At 49.5% G+C, this 19,811-nt stretch carries 12 protein-coding genes; 1 reads left to right on the top strand and 11 read right to left on the bottom strand.

Features of this window, described 5'->3' with window-relative positions; genetic code table 11:
- Positions 1-45: 45 nt before the first annotated feature.
- From ACG2E4_RS06335 to ACG2E4_RS06305, 7 genes are all read right to left on the bottom strand, one after another.
- Positions 46-1,356, bottom strand: a complete 1,311-nt coding sequence (locus ACG2E4_RS06335; protein ID WP_395258833.1) for a hypothetical protein — start codon at positions 1,354-1,356, stop codon at positions 46-48.
- A gap of 187 nt (positions 1,357-1,543) precedes the next feature.
- Positions 1,544-2,179: a response regulator gene (locus ACG2E4_RS06330; RefSeq protein ID WP_395258835.1), complete on the bottom strand. Its 636-nt coding sequence runs from the start codon at positions 2,177-2,179 to the stop codon at positions 1,544-1,546.
- A 150-nt stretch (positions 2,180-2,329) separates the two neighbouring features.
- Complete coding sequence (locus tag ACG2E4_RS06325; protein ID WP_395276025.1) at positions 2,330-5,197, bottom strand: two-component regulator propeller domain-containing protein; 2,868 nt, start codon at positions 5,195-5,197, stop codon at positions 2,330-2,332.
- A 103-nt stretch (positions 5,198-5,300) separates the two neighbouring features.
- Entirely contained in the window at positions 5,301-6,155 is an 855-nt protein-coding gene (locus ACG2E4_RS06320; protein WP_395258839.1) for an RNA polymerase sigma factor RpoD/SigA, read from the bottom strand.
- A 482-nt stretch (positions 6,156-6,637) separates the two neighbouring features.
- Positions 6,638-7,807 carry a phosphopentomutase gene (locus ACG2E4_RS06315; protein ID WP_395276024.1) on the bottom strand — a complete coding sequence of 390 codons (1,170 nt, stop codon included), beginning with the start codon at positions 7,805-7,807 and terminating at the stop codon, positions 6,638-6,640.
- Positions 7,808-9,310: a GAF domain-containing protein gene (locus ACG2E4_RS06310; protein ID WP_395276023.1), complete on the bottom strand. Its 1,503-nt coding sequence runs from the start codon at positions 9,308-9,310 to the stop codon at positions 7,808-7,810. It lies immediately after the preceding gene.
- Positions 9,311-9,320: 10 nt separating this feature from the next.
- The gene (locus ACG2E4_RS06305) at positions 9,321-11,129 is read right to left on the bottom strand and encodes a M3 family oligoendopeptidase (protein ID WP_395276022.1); all 1,809 of its coding nucleotides are present in this window, start codon (positions 11,127-11,129) and stop codon (positions 9,321-9,323) included.
- Between the two features lie 227 nt (positions 11,130-11,356).
- Here ACG2E4_RS06305 and ACG2E4_RS06300 point away from each other — a divergent pair, with 227 nt between their 5' ends.
- Entirely contained in the window at positions 11,357-15,016 is a 3,660-nt protein-coding gene (locus tag ACG2E4_RS06300; RefSeq protein ID WP_395276021.1) for a multifunctional oxoglutarate decarboxylase/oxoglutarate dehydrogenase thiamine pyrophosphate-binding subunit/dihydrolipoyllysine-residue succinyltransferase subunit, read from the top strand.
- A 586-nt stretch (positions 15,017-15,602) separates the two neighbouring features.
- Here the strand turns inward: ACG2E4_RS06300 and folE2 are convergent.
- The 4 genes from folE2 to ACG2E4_RS06280 all read right to left on the bottom strand — a co-directional run bounded on the left by folE2 (position 15,603) and on the right by ACG2E4_RS06280 (position 19,728).
- Positions 15,603-16,508, bottom strand: coding sequence for a GTP cyclohydrolase FolE2 (folE2, locus tag ACG2E4_RS06295; RefSeq protein WP_395276020.1), 906 nt, complete (start codon positions 16,506-16,508; stop codon positions 15,603-15,605).
- A gap of 30 nt (positions 16,509-16,538) precedes the next feature.
- Positions 16,539-16,973 carry a 6-pyruvoyl trahydropterin synthase family protein gene (locus ACG2E4_RS06290; RefSeq protein WP_395258851.1) on the bottom strand — a complete coding sequence of 145 codons (435 nt, stop codon included), beginning with the start codon at positions 16,971-16,973 and terminating at the stop codon, positions 16,539-16,541.
- 236 nt (positions 16,974-17,209) lie between these two features.
- Entirely contained in the window at positions 17,210-17,818 is a 609-nt protein-coding gene (locus tag ACG2E4_RS06285; protein WP_395276019.1) for a protein-tyrosine-phosphatase, read from the bottom strand.
- A 269-nt stretch (positions 17,819-18,087) separates the two neighbouring features.
- Positions 18,088-19,728: an IPT/TIG domain-containing protein gene (locus ACG2E4_RS06280; RefSeq protein ID WP_395276018.1), complete on the bottom strand. Its 1,641-nt coding sequence runs from the start codon at positions 19,726-19,728 to the stop codon at positions 18,088-18,090.
- Positions 19,729-19,811 lie beyond the last annotated feature (83 nt).

Below are 19,811 nucleotides of genomic sequence, written 5' to 3'. Positions count from 1 at the left end.
TGCAGTTTCCGTTGACTGGAATGAATACTGGATTGCAACAGCGCTTTAGTTGCCCCTGCTCCTTCGGCTGGAAGAACCGCTGGATGAGTTGTCACCACTGGAACTGCGACTTCTGGGAGAGGACACATTTCCACGGCTGGAGGAGGACGAGGATTGGGATCTGACCCGGGTTCCGGATGAACTGTTACTGGATGAAGACCTTGACTTCCTGTTATAAATGGAGTTTCCGGAAGACCGGTTACTGTTATCAAAATTGATGCGAATACGGTTGCCGGAACGATCTGGACGATCTAAATCCAGCAGATCCCTGATATTTCTATCCATTCCCCATTGAGAGGTCCGGCTGTTTTTTATCCGGTTCCGGATCCGTTCCCGGTTCATCTCTTCCATTTTGCTGTAATCCCTGTAGTCAGGTCGCGCTCGAGAATTATCGTTCTCTGTTCCTGTTACTACCGCCGAACGGTTAGACTCATTATCTCTTGACCGACGCGTAGTACTGCCGCTGCTCGACCTGCCGGTACTCGATCGACCGGTTGAGCGTACGCGGGGAGTATCTGAACTGGAGCGGGTGCGGACCGTTCCCCGGCTTCGTACGGTATTTCCGTTGTCTCGGGTTCTCAACCTCGTAGTGTTGGTTCGCCCCTTCTCCCTGACCTCGGAGGCCGTACGTGCGGAGCGTACCGCCGCATCCGATGATGCTCCGGAGCGCACCCTGTTGGTGCCTGTTACTGTTCTTCGGCCGTAGGTACGGTCTTTTTTGTCTTTACCTACCCCAACATACCCGGCATAACCCGAATAAAAGTAGTTGTTCACAAATACAGGTCGATAACCGTAGCCATAATAAGGATCCCAGTAGTGAAACGCGCGATATCGGTACCAGTGGTGCGGATATCCATAAAACGCCCCAAACGAATGCCCAAAGTGCAGGCTTAAACTAAAGGTGGCGAATGTTCCGGGATAATAATCGTAAAAGAAGGGATCATGGAAATGATACCTGCTGTAAAAGCTGCGCTGCGGAAAGCCATACCGATGGAAGTAATAATCATGGTAGAAACTTCCGAATCCATGTCGGGCATACCATTCGGCGGCCTTGTAATCCTTGTAGTAGAACGCATCTTCGGTACCGTCGTAGTAGCCGTCTTCATACCCTTCTTCATAATAAAATTCATCTTCATCGGTCCCGGGTGCACTTTCAGCCCGCGGCTCTGTTTGCTCCCCCTCGTAGGTATAGGTATCGGACTTCTGTGGTTCATCCGTAATCCTGTGGATGCGCTGTGAATACTGAAGTTGCGTATAGCAGCCCGTCAAAAAGAATAATGAAGCGATAAGCAGTGTAAACGGTATTCGGGATTTCATGGCTTTCTCCATTTGCCGGTTTGCTCAACGTAGCTATTAAGCTGAATCGGCATATTAACGGCTTTTGCTAACTTCTGTTTCAATATGCACTATTTACAGGTATTTGTTCAATAACATTATCATGTTACTCTTTGTTGCTATTATTAACAACCGTTTCAACAACGTTTTGTTGCGTTGCCCTTGGATTTCAGATCTCCCCTCTCAGGGACTTTGCGATGACCTCAGCTTTTGAATTTACGTGCAGCTTCTTGTAAATGTTGCGGATGTGAGCCCGTACCGTGTCGATTGATATATCGTACCGATCGGCTATCATTTTGTAACTGAGTCCATCCACAAGCCCGTTTACGATGTCATGCTCGCGGGGTGTCAGGTCGGACTCGGAATTCTTCCGGGGCTGCTGATCCTGGAAATGGTTGATCACTTTTCGAGCAATCTGCGGCGACATCGGCGCCCCGCCGTCCAGCAGGTTCAGGATGGAGTCCCTGATCTCCGGCAACGAGGTATGCTTGAGCAGATATCCCGAAGCGCCGGCGCAAAGTGAGTTAAATATTTTGTGGGAATCGTGGTAGACAGTGAGCATGATAATTTCGATTTCGGGATACTGCTCCTTGATCAGCCCGATTCCCTCAATACCTGACATGCCCGGAAGCTGTATATCCATCAAAATCACGTTGGGCTTTTTGTGCTCTTCCAGGTACTCCATCATCTCCTCCACCGTGTCTACCGCCACCGGACAGGAGAGTTCATCCTGCATATCCAGATAACGCTGAATCAGATCCCTTATCTTTTTGTTGTCTTCTACTATTCCGACTGTTGAAGGCATAATATATCATTTCTCAGTTATCAGATGTCTTGTTTTATGAGCCGCGTAAAAGTTGTTTTGGAGAACAGTATCTTGACAGCGAATGACATGTGAAAGAGCAAGGCTGCTTGGTAATGCATCACGAGTTAAAGTACTCATTATTTTCGAATATCACTGCTTCCCAGACAGGTACACGGTAAATCCATTTTCATTTTCGAACTCAAGGTTCGCGTCAATCCGCCGTGCCCGCATCTTCATATTCCTGAGCCCGTGACCCGACTTTCGCGCTTCTGCATTTATACCGCTCCCGTTGTCATGAACATACATGTCGATCGACCCGTTCTTGTTGCGCAACTCAATTTCCACTTTGGTGGCTTCCGCGTGCTTGGCGATGTTGTTGATCGCTTCTTTAAAAATTAAATAAATATTTTCTTTCATCGGTACCGTCAGTTTTTTGTCCATGTCCAGCGCCTCGAAACGGTACGAGATCTCCTTGCCCGGAAGCACGCTGTTGACATAGTCCTGCATGCGATCTGTGAGATCACCAAGCGTGTCGTTGCGCGCGTCAATGGACCAAACGATATCATCAAGACTCGACACAATTTTTCTACTCTGTTCCCCGATCTGGGAAAGCGACTTTTTTATTTCGTCTTGCAGGTCTGTGGTTTGCAGGAAATCGGTTTGAAGAGCTATCTCGGTGAGCGAGGACCCCACATCATCATGCAGGTCGCTCGCTATGCGTACGCGCATTCGCTCCATCTCGACCATCTTCCGGACCTTGTAGTAGTGATAAATAAAATAGATGACGCCCCCGATCGCGGCCGCCACCAGCAGAATAAACCACCAGCGCATCCAAAACGGTGCCTGCACGGTAAAATCAAGGGATGCGGCCTGCGTGCTCCATATCCCGTCACTGCTTTGGGCCCGCACCTGAAACGTGTATTCGCCGGGAAGTAGTGCTGAATAGTGGGCAAATCGCTGGTTTGTCTGCTGCCAGCCTTCTCCCGAACCCCGCAGCCTGTATTCATAACGCACCTGGTCGGGGGCAGTAAAACTGATTCCTATAAAGTTGATAACCACATTCTGGTCATCGCTTTCGATCTGCACTGTGTGCTTTTTCCCAACAGACTCTCCCGAAACCTGGACATCCTCAATGTGGACACGGGGAGGTACTCTTTTGGGTTCGTCGGTACCGGGCGTATAACGGGTAAGTCCCCCTACCGAACCAAACCACAAATCGCCACTGCTGTCGGTATATCCCGCACCGGCATTCATTTCGTTTGCAACAATTCCCTGGTCCTGCGTAATTAGTGTAAAAGCCCCGCTTATTTCTCCGCTGCCCGACTGGTACTGTTCATAATCGAACTTCACGACTCCCTTGTTGGTGCCGATCCACTTGATTCCCTTGTCATCCTCAATAATAAAGTAGCAGACCTCATCCGGCAGACCATCCCGGGGGGTGATCGCCTCAAAAGATCCATCCTGATTGTAGCGGGCGATCCCTTCAAACGTCGCGAACCAAAGCCGGCCGGCCCGATCCTCCAGGATATCCAGCACCCCGTTGTTCGGCAGTCCATCCCGGATGCTGTAGTTGGTAAATTCGCCGTTACTATAACGGCTTACGCCCCCGTATGTAGCAAACCACAACTGACCGTTACGGTCTTCAATGACTGAAAGCACGGTATTATTAGCGAGCCCGTCCTCCTCTTTGTAGAGCGTAAACTCGCCCTCACGGAACCGGAGTACACCCTCTCCATAGGTGGCCATCCAGTATTCACCGCCCCTGCTCCGCTCAACAATGGAACGTATCTTCCGGTAGGGAAGCTCCGTTTCATCAAAATTATGGAATTTTTCGCCGTCATAAATGCTGATGCCCCACCGGGTACCCACAAACAGTCTCCCATTGCTGTCGACCATCGAGGTATAGGCCTTGTTATCCACCAGGCCGTCGCGCTGGTTGAAGATTTCGAAGCCCGAATCGGTATATCGTACAATTCCCCCGCCGTATGTGGTTATCCAATAAGCGCCCCCCGGCTCCTGCGTTATGGAAGTGATTACATTATTTGGCAACCCCTCTTCGATAGTAAAATTCCTGTATTGTTCTCCCAGAAACAGGTTTATTCCGCCTCCAAACGTTCCGAACCAGATGTTTTCTTCCCGATCGTAGAGTGTAGAGTAGATGATATTATTTGAAAGACCATGATCAATCGTATAGTTCCGGAACGAATCGCCGTTGTAATAGCTGGCGCCCTCCTCGGTACCCAGCCAAAGTCCTCCTTTCGCATCGGGAGATATTGAGCGGATCCGGTTGTTCACCAGGCCGTCTGCCTCGGTGTAATTGGTAAACTCTCCCTGTCGAAAATGGCTGAGTCCACCGCGCGTGGCGATCCAAAATCCACCGGTGGGATCCGTTTCAAGATCCCGGATCTTGTCATCCGGCAATCCGTGCCTGGTCCTGTAGCTCCTGAAATTCCCTCCGCTGAGGCTGGTCAACCCATCACGCGTCCCAAACCAGAGAGTGCCCTCTTTATCTTCGATGATATCCCGAACACGGTTGCCCGCCAGTCCGTGGACCGTGGTGTACTGAATGAGATTCCCGGATTCCTCTTGATGCCATATTCCATCGCCATCGGTGGCGAACCAGTAATCTCCGTTTTCATCCTCAAAAACCTCGAGTACAGTGGTGGACTCCAGCGGCTCCATGCCCGGAACCGTACTGATGCTGTCATCTTCGATGATGCTTATCCCGGACTCGGTGCCCACCCAAATGCGCCCCCGGGTATCCTCATGCAGCGACTGGATTTTGTTGCCGGCAAGTCCGTCTTCCTGGTAATAATTTTCGAACTTTATCCCGTCAAACCGGTTCAGCCCGTACCCGGTTGCAATCCAAATGTACCCGTCGCTGTCCTGGAGCATATCGTTGACGACCGCTTCGCTCAGCCCGTTTTCAATGGAATAAGAACGAAACGGCAGCACCTGGCTTTCGGCGGCACAGGTACCCGCAGCAACAACTGTCAGTATGCAGATAAATCGTTTCATAGTGGTTTAACAACGTAACAGCCCTGCAAACGTTATACAACCTAAAAATAAAAAGCCCCGACCTTACAGCCGGGGCTTTCATCATTTGAAATCATACAACATGTTAACCGAGATAAGCCCGTAAGGCGGCGCTTCGGTTGTGATGACGAAGCTTTCGAAGGGCTTTCTCTTTAATTTGGCGCACACGTTCGCGGGTCAGATCAAACCGTTCTCCGATCTCTTCCAGCGTAAGGGAATGCTCTCGGCCTATCCCAAAGTACAACCGAATCACTTCAGCTTCCCGGTTTGTCAGTTTGGAAAGGGCCCGCTCAATTTCGACTTTGAGCGATTCGCCCATCAAGTCATTGTCAGGGTCAGGGGTTTCCTCATTTTCCAGTACATCCAGCAGCCGGTTGTCTTCTCCCTGGGCGAAAGGGGCATCCACCGATAGGTGCCGGCCGGAAATCTTAAGTGTATCAGCAACTTCCGATACGGTCATATCCAAACTTTCGGCCAGCTCTGCGGCAGAAGGTACGCGTTCATACTCCTGCTCCAGCTTGGAAAGTTCTTTACCGATCTTGTTTAACGCTCCCACCCGGTTCAACGGCAGGCGTACTATCCGGCTCTGCTCGGCCAGCGCCTGCAGGATAGACTGGCGAATCCACCAAACAGCGTATGAGATAAACTTAAAACCGCGGGTCTCATCAAAACGTTTTGCTGCCTTGATCAGTCCGAGATTCCCTTCGTTGATAAGATCGCCCAACGAAAGGCCCTGGTTTTGATACTGCTTGGCTACAGAAACCACGAAACGCAAATTCGCTTTTGTAAGCTCTTCAAGCGCCTTTTGGCTCCCTTTCTGGATCTCTTTTGCAAGCCTTACCTCATCTTCTGGGGTAATGAGTTTTTCTTTTCCGATTTCCTGTAGATAGCGATCTAATGACTCTGACTCTCTGGTAGAAATTCCTGAACTTCTTGCCACGGTGTTTGCTGGGTTAAATTGGGATTAACATTTGTGATGATTTCAATGAAGAAATGCTATAAAGAAATAATAACAAGTATGTTTAATTCGTATGCCTGTTACCTTCTTTGTACGTCATGATAACGGGATCGTTAAAATTTTGTTGCTTAGGCTAGTCAACAAATCTCTATAATATATCATTTTCTAGCCAGGAATTCTAATCAATAATTTGTTTCCCCTCCTCAGGCAGTTGTGCAGGCTGATATTTTTTTGCAACTACAACGCTGCCCTCGCCATGTAGTAAAATTAGTGAACGCACAATACGCGGGCTTGAACAAGATCTTCCTGAAGAAGCCATAATCTTTGAGGGACCTTTGCAGCGCCTCCTCTTTCGCTGGGAAGTGGTTGTACCATAGACCTTATTGATCTTTTAAACGGGAATATAACTCCCTCAAAACGAGGAATTGAGGGTTCTGCAAAGCCCTCTTCGATCCATTGTAATATTACTTCACCTTAATAAAAGAACTTCCGGGATAGTTTTGTTCCAATCCGAAATATTCTGCGACTGAACTTGCCACATCAGCAAAGGTGGCCCGGATTCCCAGATTCAGTCGTTTCGCATTTTCACCCGGGAAGACCAGCAGTGGAACAAATTCGCGGCTGTGATCGGTGCTTTGGGCCGTGGGGTCGTTGCCGTGATCAGCAGTAATGACCAGCAGATCATCATCCTTAATTTTATTGGCCATGGCGGGGATGGCCCGGTCGATCTCCTGCAGGCTGCGGGCGTAGCCGTCGGGGTCCAGCCGGTGGCCGTAAATTTGATCCGTATCGATCAGGTTGACAAATACGAAACTATCTTCGGCAGCCGACATCAGGCTCAGCATCTGCGAGATACCCTCGGCATTTGCCCTGGTTTTGCGGTACTGGGTAAATCCTTCCCCGGCAAACAGGTCAATTACCTTGCCGATGCCGTAGGTCTTAATCCCGTTTCGATAGAGCTGGTAAACCACGTTATGCTCCGGAGGGGAGAGCGAAAAATCCTTCCGCTGTTCAGAAATGCGTTCAAACGCTCCGGGCGGTCCCCGGAACGGCCGTGCGATGACCCGCCCTACCCCGTGTTGACCCACCATCACGTGGTTCCGTGCAAGTCGACACCATTCATATAATCTTTCCAGCGGTACCTGCTCTATATGGGCGGCCACCTGAAACACGCTGTCGGCGGAGGTATACACGACCGGAGATCCTGTCTGCAGATGCTCTGCTCCAAACTCGGCGATGGCTGTTGTACCTGAGAGCGGCTGGTTGCATAAGACCTTCTCCACGTTGATCTGACGGCAAAAAGAGTCGATCACTTCATCAGGAAATCCCTCCGGATAGGTAGGAAATGGCCGGTCAAGCCGGAGGCCCGCAAGTTCCCAGTGTCCGGTTGTGGAATCTTTTCCTGCAGAAACCTCACGCATTTTTCCGGTGGCAGCCAGGGGAGCTTCGTTCGGGGCGACGGTCTTCAAATCAACAATATTCCCGAGACCCAGTTTCTGGAAGTTGGGAAGCCGGCAGCCTGTCTGTTCACAGACATGGACCAGCGTATTGGCAGATTCATCCCCATATTCCGCGGCATCCTCCTGGGCCCCGACTCCCAAACCGTCAACAACCAGCAGATAAAAATTGCCCATTTATACTGAGCTCCCCTTCATAGCTTCTGAAAGTGCCGATTTTGCCTGGCTCAAGACCTGGTAGCTGTCTTCCTGATCCGCATTCAGCTTAGTAAACCCAACCTTGATCGACGTTTCGATCTGAACGCCATTTGTAAGTTCCACAGGCTCCTGCAGTCGCTGTTCCAGCAGTTGAATCCACTCTTTTGCCGCATCTTCCGCACGGCTCTGGATCAGGAAGGTGTAAACGTAATCGGAGTGGGACCCGATAAAACCCGATTTTCCGTACCGCACGGGGTTAAACAAGCTCACCAGGTCTTTTTGCATGTGTTCGAGATCTTCGATACGAAGCTGCGTACGAAGCGCGGGCAGATTTTCCATCGTAACCAATCCGAACCAGGTGTGGTATTGCGTTGAGTGGCCGGCAATTGTTTCAAGTTCACAATCGACCACACGCTCCCATATATCGGGCAGCAGGGCGTGGTACTGGTTATTCAGGAACGGGGCCGTTTTATCCAGCTTCGGATTGTTGGCCAAAATTTTGAGTTGGGCCTGGCGAACAAAATTAATAAACTTGTGCTTGGTCGATTCCTTAAACAGCAGCGGGTTTTTGTCGTACACCAGCACCACTCCCTGCCGATGGTCGTGGAACTTCAGCGGAACGGCCAGCGTGGCCCCTTCCGTATTCTGCTCGCGGGGCGAAATCCGCTTCGGGTTGTCATTAAAATGGATGGCAAATTCAGGTTGACCTTTCTGCAGTGCCTCGTACGCCATAGTGCCCTCCTTGAGCGGCATGCCCACGGGAGGAGCGCCCCGGGCACCGGCTGCATTAAGCAGGTTGTTCCACCCCTGCATGCCCTGCCCGACAAAAGAGACACCGCCGGTTTGAACATACTTCTGCATTTCACTGACCATCTGGTAGACCAGCTCTCCGCGGTGCGACCGTATATCAAGTTTTTCCAGGCTTTTTTCATAATCAACCCACTCCTCCTGGCTTTCATAGAGATCACTAATCTCGAGATAGGTATTCAGCACATTCCGGAGAGCATCGGAGTAGGAGTATACGATCTCACTCTTTTCCTCATCCAGGGTATCTTCACTCGATTCCATAACCGTAATGGCAACCGTTTCGCCGTTGTTTATAAAAGGCAACAGTGTGATGTGGCGTATCGGAATCTGGTTGTAGTAGTGCAACAACTCATTGGGATCGATATGCTCACCCAGCCGCAGACTCACCGGATCGGCAATGTCCTTGTACTGGTTCAGGAAATGGTCGTAAAACGACACCCGATCCTGGAACATCACATTGGAAAGCACCGTCGCCTTGGTTTCCAGTACAAACTGTTCTCGTGACCGATTCACCCAGTACAGGTAACAGGTCTCTACACCCGATGAATTCCGAAGTAAAAAAATCAGGTCGTTCAACACCTGCTTAAATTCCCTGAGCGACTTCTCCTGCCGCTTCTGTCCCATAATTTCGGCGTTAGAACGATCTCTTTGGCGTGCCTCTGCGTATGATTCCATTTCCTTTGAATTAGTTGGATTTATTAATTTCTTCCGCCAAAGCTTCCGCTTCTTCTATCATCTGCCTGAAGACTTCCAGTCCCTTGTTCCAGAAGGTCGGCTGCGTGATATCCAGCCCTACCTTGCCAACGATCTCTTCCGGCCACTCAGAACCCCCGGCCCTGAGCATCTCAATATACTGATCTGCAAACCCATTTTTACGCTGCCGGTACTCTTCATAAAGGGCCAGTACCAGCAGTTCCCCGAATGCGTACGCGTATACATATCCCGGGGTATGCAAAAAATGGGGAATGTAGCACCACCACAAGTCATAACTTTCCGTGAGGGCGACGGAATCGCCGTACAGCGCCTCCTGTTGTTCCCTCCAGAGTTCTGAAAATTCGGCCGTGGTCAACTCCCCCTCCTCCCGACGTTTGGTATGGATGGCGTGTTCAAACCGGTTCATCGAAACCTGGCGAAAAACCGTAGCGATGGTGTCATCAATTTTACTGATCAACAGGGCCAGCTTTTCTTTGGGATCTTTGAGCTGCTTCTTCAAATTCTGGAACACCAGCATCTCTCCGAATACCGAGGCCGTTTCCGCCGTGGTCAGCGGGGTTCCGGCCTGGAGCGCCCCCTGTTCCCGCGAGAGATACTGGTGGACGCCGTGGCCCAGCTCGTGGGCCAGCGTCTGCACGTCCCTGAGCTTGCCGTCATAATTCATAAACACATAGGGATGGACCGATGGCACCGTACTGGCCGAATAGGCCCCACCGCGCTTGCCCGGTTTGATTGCGGCATCGATCCAGCGCTTCTCAAAAAACTGGTCGGCTATAGTACCCATCTCGGGATGAAACTCCGAATACGACCCTGTGACCATCTGGCGGGCCCGATCCCACTTCACTTTCTTTTGGCTTTCAAGCAGCGGAGCGTAGCGATCGTAGTCGAACAACTGCTCATACCCCAGAAGGCTCCGTTTCAGCTCGTAAAAACGCTGCACCAGTGAATATTTAGAAGTCACCGCTGCGATTAGCGTTTCGACGGTCTGGTCGTCAATTTCATTCGCGAGATTACGGGAAGAGATCCAGCTGTCGTAATTCCGTAGCTTGTCGTTGGTGTGCTTGTCGGCCAGCAGAGTGTTAAAAATAAAGGTAAGCGTTCTGCTCAGTTCCCTGAACTTCTTTGTGAGGCCTGCATGAGCCCGTTCCCGCAGATTGCGATCGCTCTCGTGAAGTTTGCTCAGCATCTCCTGCTGCGTCAGCTCTTCACCATCCAGCTCAAATCGCGCTGCCCCCAGGGTTTCCTCGAAATAGCGATTCCACGCGCTGCGGCCGGTTACATTTTTTGCGGAAAGCACCTGCTCCTCTTTCTCTCCGAGCACGTGCTTTTTGTACCTGCGCGAACTCTCCAGGTAGTGCCGGTAGTGCGAGAGTTCCGGAGCCTCCACCAGTTTTTCAGCCTCCTCTTCCCCGATCTGCAGCCATTCCACATCAAAAAACACCAGCTTCTGCCTGATGTCGGAAGAAAGCTCTTTCGTCTGCTGCATCAACTTGCCATATTCAGCCTTTTCCGTATTCGTGGTCCATGTCAGGTGGGCAAAAGACCCGATCTTTCCCATGAGTTCCAGAATTTCCTCGTACTCTTCAAGGGCGGAGCACAGCTGGGCGGCAGGCAGCTGGGCGATCTTCCCCTTGTAGGTGTTCGCAAACCGGTCCGCAAGCTCAACCACTTTCTGCATATCCTGTTGCAGCTGGGGATCATCGATAGCGTTGTAGAGGTCCGAAAGATCCCAGTTGACCTCTTCGGCTCCAGATTGTTTCTTTTTTTTCGTATCAGGCATTTAAAGAAACCTTTTTTATATAGTTCGTGTTGGAATTTTCTAATTTATTTTAAAAGTATACTGATTTTATCGTATCAAAATAAACCTTTTTCAAGGATCGTATTTTACCAAAACAATGGTTAATTTTAACCGCTGTTGAACTTGCCTAAATTAAATAATTTTTTATCTGTTTATTAATACGATAAGCGATTTAACACATTAATTAGAACTTATATATCCGCATCGCCTTGAAGTCTTTAGAAGCTGTATTTGGTCCCAATTCTGCTCTTGTCGAGGAACTCTACAATCAATACAAGGAAGATCCCTCATCTGTTCCGAATCACTGGAAGCAATATTTTGATGAGACCGAAGAGGATACCACGACTGATAAGAGAGATGAGAAACCTTCGGTACCGACCAACGGGGAGCCCGCTGTAGCCAAAAAAGCTCCCAAAAAGCAAAAAGTTAAAAAGAAGCCGAAGAAGGACCAGCAAGAAGCGGAAGCAGATATTCCCAAGGGTGCCAGCCTCGAAAAAATAAAGGGCATTTCCGAGAAGATCGCCGAAAACATGGATGAGAGTCTTGAGGTACCCACGGCTACCTCAGTACGCACCCTGCCAATGAAAATGCTTATCGAAGACCGGACAATCATCAACCGGCACCTGCTGCAGCGGGGGGATCCGAAAGCCTCGTTCACCCATTTTATCGCATGGGCGATCGTACGCGCGCTCGAGGAATTCCCGAACATGAACAACTCCTACCTGCGCAGGGATGACGGTCCCTACAAGGTGAAACCGGATCAGGTTAACCTGGGTTTGGCGATCGACGTTCAAAACAAGGATGGTTCCCGGAACCTGCTGGTTCCCAACATCAAGGGCGTAGATAAGATGAATTTCAAGGAGTTTCTCTACGCCTACAAAGAATTGATCGACAAGGCGCGCAGTGGCAACCTGGAAATTTCAGACTTCCAGGGAACGACCATTACCCTCACCAATCCCGGAATGATCGGCACGGTACAATCGGTCCCGCGATTAATGAAGAGCCAGGGTACCATCATCGCCACCGGGGCCATTCAGTACCCAGCCGAATACCAGTCGATGTCGCAGGAGGTGCTCAACCAGCTGGGTATCAGTAAAATAATGACCGTCACCTCCACCTACGATCACCGGGTGATCCAGGGGGCTGAATCGGGTGCCTTCCTCAAAAAGATGCATACCCTGCTGAACGGTGAAGAGGATTTTTATGATCAGATTTTTGCCGATCTTGAGATTCCATATGAACCTATTCCCTTTGGGGAAGACAATTACGTGGGCCAGCTTGACGGGCGCGGGGCCACGCTCGAAGATAACAAGCGGGCCATCGCCGTAATGCGGCTCATTAACATGTACCGGACCCGCGGGCACGTGCTGGCAGACCTCGACCCGCTGAGTGACGAACCCGGCCACAGCCCCGAGCTCGATTTCGATTACTACGGGCTTACGCTTTGGGATCTCGACCGTGAATTCTACTGTGCCGGGCTGGGCGGTTATGAAAAGGCTCCGCTCCGCGTTATTATCAAGCTGCTGCGCGACACCTACTGCGGGAAAATCGGGGCCGAATTCATGCACCTGCTCGACCTCGACGAGCGCAAGTGGCTCCGCGAGCGGATGGAGTCGACCACCAACACCCCGGAGCTCGACAAAGACGACAAGAAACAGATTCTGCACAAGCTGAACCAGGCGATGGCATTTGAGCAGTTTCTGCACAAAAAATATATCGGGCACAAGCGCTTTTCGCTGGAGGGGGCCGACACGCTGATCCCGATGATGCACTTTATGCTGGAGCAGGCCGGCGACCACGAAATTGAGAAAATATTCATGGGCATGGCACACCGGGGCCGCCTGAATATTTTGGTGAATATCATGAACAAGCCATATCGCAAGGTATTTGCCGATTTTGAGGGAAATCTCGATCCCGACAGCATCCAGGGATCCGGCGACGTAAAATACCACCTTGGAGCCAACGGCGAGCATAAATCAGAGACCGGCCGGAATATTCAGCTGGAACTACTGCCAAATCCCAGTCACCTTGAATCTGTCAATCCGGTGGTGGAAGGCTCAGCGCGGGCCACGCAGGATCATCTTGACAAGGATGATCCCAACAACCGGATCGTACCCGTGCTTATTCACGGCGATGCAGCTTTTTCCGGGCAGGGCGTAGTTGCAGAAACCCTTAACATGTCGCAGCTCGAGGCCTATAAAACCGGGGGCACAATCCATATTATCATTAACAACCAGATCGGCTTTACCACGCTGCCGAAAGACGGGCGCTCCACTGAATACGCCTCTGATCTTGCCAAGATGATTTTGGCCCCGATTTTTCACGTTAACGGGGATAACCCGGAAGCGGCGGTCCATTCCATTCAGATGGCACTTGAATACCGGCAAAAATTTAACAAGGATGTCGTCATCGATCTTGTTTGTTACCGCAAGCACGGGCATAACGAGGGCGATGAACCCGCCTTTACCCAACCTGGCATGTATAAAGAGATCGACAACCACCCAAGCGTACGCGATATTTACACCGAAGAACTGCTTCGCAAAGGGGAACTCTCGGAAGAGGAGACGGAGGAACTCTTTGAAGAATTTGATCAGCTGCTGCAGGAGGCGTTTGAGGACGCCAAAAACTCTTCTCCGCTGGAGGTAACCGACGATATGATCAATCGCAGGGAGACCAGGCAGAAAGACTGGCCTGAATTTCCGAATACCTCCTACCCCGAGGAGGAGATCAAGGATATTGCCCTCAAGCTCAATACGGTTCCCAAAGATTTTGACGCCAATCCAAAGCTGCTGAAACAGCTGGCTAAACGGGCTGAAATTGTTGAAAAAAACGAAAGCAAGATCGACTGGGGCTTTGCTGAAGCGCTGGCGATCGGCTCTCTTCTCAAAACCGGCACCACCGTAAGGCTGACCGGCCAGGATGCGGAACGGGGTACATTTTCCCACCGCCACGCCATCCTGCATGGAACCCAAACAGATCAAAAATATATTCCCCTTAACAACCTTGAGGAGGGACAGGCCACCTTCTATCCCTACAACAGCCTGTTGAGCGAATTTGCCTGCGTGGGCTTTGAATTCGGATACAGCGCTGCCAAAAAAGATGCACTTGTGATCTGGGAAGCCCAGTTTGGCGATTTTGCAAACGGTGCCCAGATCCCGATAGACCAGTATGTATCAGCCAGCGAGGCCAAATGGGGACAAAAAAGCTCACTGATAATGACGCTACCGCACGGTTATGAAGGTCAGGGACCCGAGCACTCCTCTGGCCGCCTCGAGCGGTTCCTTCAGCTTTGCGCGCAAGACAACATGCAGGTTACCAACCTGACCACCCCGGCCCAGTATTTCCACATTCTTCGCAAGCAGGCGATGCAGGAAAACAAGAAACCTTTGATTATTATGTCTCCCAAGAGCCTGCTGCGCCACCCGATGGCTACCTCGTCAACGGATGACCTCGTCAACGGCCGGTTCCGCCCGTTCATTCCGGACAAGGAAATCGGGGATACCTCCACCGTCAAAAGGCTGGTCATCTGTTCCGGAAAAGTGTACTACGATCTATATAAATACCGTGAAGAGAATGAAATCGAGGATATTGCGATTGCCCGGCTGGAGCAGTTCTACCCATTCCCGGACCAGGATGTCAGCAGTACGCTGAAAGAATATGAAAATGTGGAGGATATCGTCTGGTGCCAGGAAGAACCTAAAAACATGGGCGCCTGGATGTTTATCGCTCCCCGGATTATGGAGCAACTCGAGGAGAACCAGAGTCTTCGATATGTAGGCCGGCAGGCTTCAGCCTCTCCCGCCGCCGGACAGATGAAAATTCATCAGGCCGAGCAGGATCGACTTGTCAAAAATGCCCTGGAAAGTTAGGGGAAACGACTTATTTCCAGATCGGTCAGGGGCTGTCTTTTTTCAGGAGAGACAGTCTTTTTCCTTTTGCCTTTGGATTTTTTTGAGAGCACCAACCACTCCTTTCCGCAGCACCTCCATCGCGTGACGGGATGTATCAGCCTACTTACAAGCCGGTGCCACCACTTGCGATGAATCCGCATCATTATTCGCCCGCACTCCGGACATTGTTTGCTTTTGCGCATAGATAGCAGACGTTTTAGAATTGGTGAGAGCAGTTCATACTCGTCGCTGTTACTCACGTTCATTGTCTGATAATTTGTTGTAACCCCAAAATTCTATTTAAGGCCTGACAAAGACCTCCTGTTTAAAATGGTAAGTTTTACCATTATTAATAACAACTAAATATTATACCTAATTATTGATAATAAGATATACTTAAAAATATATATCCCGATAACCTATTACACCTAGGCGATTTGCGGGGTAGTCAGCTTAGTAGCTCTGTCAATATAGAACAGGGGGAAATCGTCATATCCGAGGAGAACAAAAAAACCTGCCAGGTTGTTGTACCTGGCAGGTTTGAAATCAATGCACGACTTAACACTCACCGGAGTCCGCCGGGAACTCCTTTGCAAATTCGGCTGACCGCATCGTGGCTGTGCAGGCTTTCCATATGCACGCAGCGAACTACAAAATCCCGGATATTCTCGTGATCATCCAGCTCCTCATAAATCAGGCGGGCGGCATCCTCTACAAATTTTTGGTAGGCCGCATTCATTTCAGCGAACGCCTGCTCATCTTCCCGCTTTACCATCACCTGTGTTTCGGTCTGCAGTGCGTCGCGGCAGCGCTTGACCAGATCCTCAACGAACAGTTCTTCATCAAGTTCAACGGTAAGACTGGCCACGCTGCGCTGGCTGTGGGGAATTGCAGCCACATCGCGCGATTCTTTTGCATGTTCCGAAAGCTCATAAGAGCAGGGGCACGCGCTGCTGTATTCAAAATCGAGATGCATGAACATCCGAAAATTGTTATTCCCGTCCAGCGCTCCCTCCAGTGCCACGCTGTAATACTGGTAGCCCTCCAGGTCAGAACGCAGGCTTTCCTGCATAATGGGATAGTTAAATGAAAGGCGAAGATACCCCGATTGTGTATCCAGGTCCTCTTTATAGGTTGTCAATATCTCTTTTAGCTTCTCAAGATGAAAAACATCCTTCTCATACTTGTAGAACGAACGGATAATGCGACTCATATTAATCCCCTTCTTGTCGGCTTCCAGACCTACATAGCCGTCAACCGAGGTTTCAAGAGTAATCAGTTCGCCATCCGGTCGTGGATACTTCAGCGGAAGTTTAAAATTGGAGATACCGACCTGTTGAATCGGTACATTTGCTCCTTCAATAAGGGAAGCGGGACCATTTTGCAGATCCGGAAGACTCGCTTTATAGTCCTCAGATATTGTAAATGTGGGATCGTACACGCGCTTCAGTTTTGTTGAAATTGTGCTCATAACAATTCGTTAAAATCGTTTATCGATAACTTACTTTTGCAGAAGATATGGACAATATTTAGCGGAATTTCGTTCGGTCTCATGCAGTATAACAGCGTAGAGAATGCCGCCCGCGACACACGTTTCTTCTATGGGTTCTTTTAGCTCATTATAAAAAGCTTTCACCAAATTTTCAGTAGACGGCAGAATACCGTCCAGAAAATCGACATCCAGGTTCAGGTTTTTGTGGTCGCACTTTTCAATAATCTGTTGATCAATAATCTCTTTCAGTTCTGAAAGATCGATTACGTACCCGGTTTCCGTGTCCGGTTCTCCGGCCACCACTACCTCAATGATGTAGTTGTGCCCATGCCAGTTTGGATGGTTGCACTTCCCGAAAACCCGCTTGTTCCACTCTTTGGACTTATCAGGATTGTGAAGGCGGTGTGCGGCGTTAAAGTGTGCTTTCCTTTTTACAAAAACCAATGGATTATTTTTTTCAGATTATAATATTGCCCACCTATAACGATTCTACAAAATACAGGGTTCCTGCTACCCAAATATTGATTGAAGGTTATCGCATCGGGCTGTTTTGCCTCTCAGCCAAAGCTGCATATACTCACATGCCCGGCATTCTCTCGTCTTATTTTATCACATACCTGCAACAAACGGTATACTTCGGTATTCCAACCATTTTATTTGTAATTATTTGTGCGGAATATTCAAACCTGAGAGATCAGGTTATACATTTCGACTGCAATTTGCCGGCAACGCTCATCATAGGTTTCTTTCTCTCGAGCAGTACCGTCCGACTCTTTGGGATCGACGTACGGTATAGAGAAACGCTTTTCTGCCCCCGGAATAAATGGGCAGTTCTCATCGGCATCGGTACAGGTCATAACAGCTGCAAAATGTTCCTGGGGATTATAATCATCATCAAACGTTTTAGAAAAACAAACCAGCGGTTCCTTATCCTCGTCGAAAAATACATTATACCGGGGATTTTCCCCATTCATACCTTGCACTTTAAACCCGGCCCGTTCTATGGCTGCAACGGCACGGGGATTAAAAGCCGTTGCTTCGGTCCCCCCCGAATAGGTTTCGATTTCGTTCACTCCAAGGTGTTCGGCCATTACCGCTGCCCAAATCTGGCATAGATGGCTGCGGCGGCTGTTATGGGTACAAATAAAGGTAAGCCTGGCCGGGGAACCGGAATCCCTTTTTTCCCGGATATACTCGGCGATTGCGGTCAGCTTCGTCCTGCGTTTTTCATCGATTTTGGGCTTCTCGTTTTCGATAGATTTAATATACGACTGTAGTGTTAAATACATTATAAAAAAGGCTACAAATTATGAAATTAATGAAATTGCAAGATTTTCAGGTCACCGAACGCTGAAGTTGCAACTTGGGAATATCATATCTGGCAAAAATGTTTTAATAATGGCATCGTCTGGGCATGCAGAAAATACCGGATTTGAGTCTCGTAATCTTCCATATTTTACCTGACAAATTAAAAGGGACCCCGGTTCCCCGGAGTCCCCTTTTGTGATCAGCACACCTCACACTTACGTGAGACGTATCGTGTAGGAAGTCTGTGAAATTATTCGGTCCATTTAATCCAGTCGGCTCCAGTGGTCCAGTCATGTTCAGAACCTTTAACTCCAACAGCACCACTGAATTCTACCTGGGTGTAGAAATCGTCACTGGGAACAGAGACTCCGCCTGTAGCAGGTGCAGAGCCTTCTACCAGTGAAAAGTCAAAGTTTTCAGCGTCGGTGAATGGAGAACTGTCAAGGACAGTGAGACCTACATCTTCTTGCGTATAGGGCAAGTTAGAATAGTCGTTGGATGCATTATTGTAGGAGAAGTTACCACCGAATGTTAAGGTATTGCCGATATTGTTTTCCGTACCATCCGTTTCCACATAAATGGGTACAACCGCGTTCCCATAGTTGGCAATAATGGTGTTTGAGTACGATCCGGTAAGACCTTCTCGGAGCATCGTGCCATAGATTGTTTCACCATTGGCATTGTCATTACCCCAAACAGTTGTGTTATAGACCTTGTATTCCGTCGGCCCATTTCCACCGTCACAATCTCCGGTATCGGCACAACCATCATTTTCATACCCACGGTTTGATGGCGTTCCCGGGGTGGTGAGCCCCAACCAAAACTGGCCTCTTCCGGTCCATCCCAGATCACCGTCAAAGGTGTCGTCCTGGGCGTCTACTACAACGAGGTATTTGATATCATGCGTGCCTCCGAAAGGCTCAATGCCATCATCTACTGATCTGAAAATGCTGATGTGATCGATCTGGGTTCCGCTGCCCACAGAATACGTGGTAAGTGCCTGCAGCTCACTGCCCGCGGCAATACTGTATCCTGAATAGTTGATTTGGACATAACTCAATACACCGCTGTCATCGTCGTCTTTAAAGGATTGTCCCCCGTCAATGTCGGCCCCAAACTGCACACCTTCTGAGAGACCTTCAATTTCACCCTGTCCGCCGGGAACATTGTTGCTGGCTTCGCCAGCCAGGATAATTCCGCCCCAGCTCGCAACTTCTTTCCTGGTAGAGGTAAAGACAATTGGAGCATCCGGTTCACCATCGGCGACTAACCTGCCGGAGGGACGTTCATTCGTGTAGTTGGATTGGTCTCCTGGTATGGTAATAATGGTTCCCACGTCATCCGCATTGTTATTGTGATACTCAAACTCAACGATTACTCCCGGTTCTACCGTAAGCGTTGCGCCCGGAAGCACAAAGTGGGGACCTGCAACTGTAGTGTCATTAGACCAGGTTTCGTCGCCATATATGAGCGTTTTGTTACCCGGGAAATCCTGGTATAGCTGAGGAACAATGGCAAAGGAAGCACTTGAAGTAGCCGTTTCCCCATTTGTTTCTACCGAAATGGGACCATCTACAGCTCCTTCAGGAACGGTCACGGTCAGTTCAGTTGAGGAAGCGGACTCGACGGTAGCTTCTACACCATCTGCAAAAGTAACCGTATTTTCATCAGCAGCAGAGGCAAAATTTTCGCCTGTAATGGTTACCTCCTGGCCAAAATCGGCATAGGCAGGTTCAAAGGAATTGATAGAAGGTGTGCCCTCCTCTCCGTTACCGTTACCATTGCCGTTTCCGTTGGTACCAGTTGGGTTGTCGTCACCGCAACCGGCAAAGGTCAGGGCAAAGGCAAGTATTAGTAAACTTGCGGCTTTAGTAAAATTAAACTTAATCATATGATTGTTGATTAGAGTATTGGATTGATTTGAGTGAAGGTTGATGATAAAAGATGTTCATTAACAAAAAGTTAAGCGGAAAT

Origin of the sequence: Halalkalibaculum sp. DA384 (assembly GCF_043951955.1) — a bacterium.
Classification (GTDB): Bacteria; Bacteroidota; Rhodothermia; order Balneolales; family Balneolaceae; genus JAMQKA01.
This window is presented reverse-complemented; position numbering and strand designations above follow the sequence as displayed.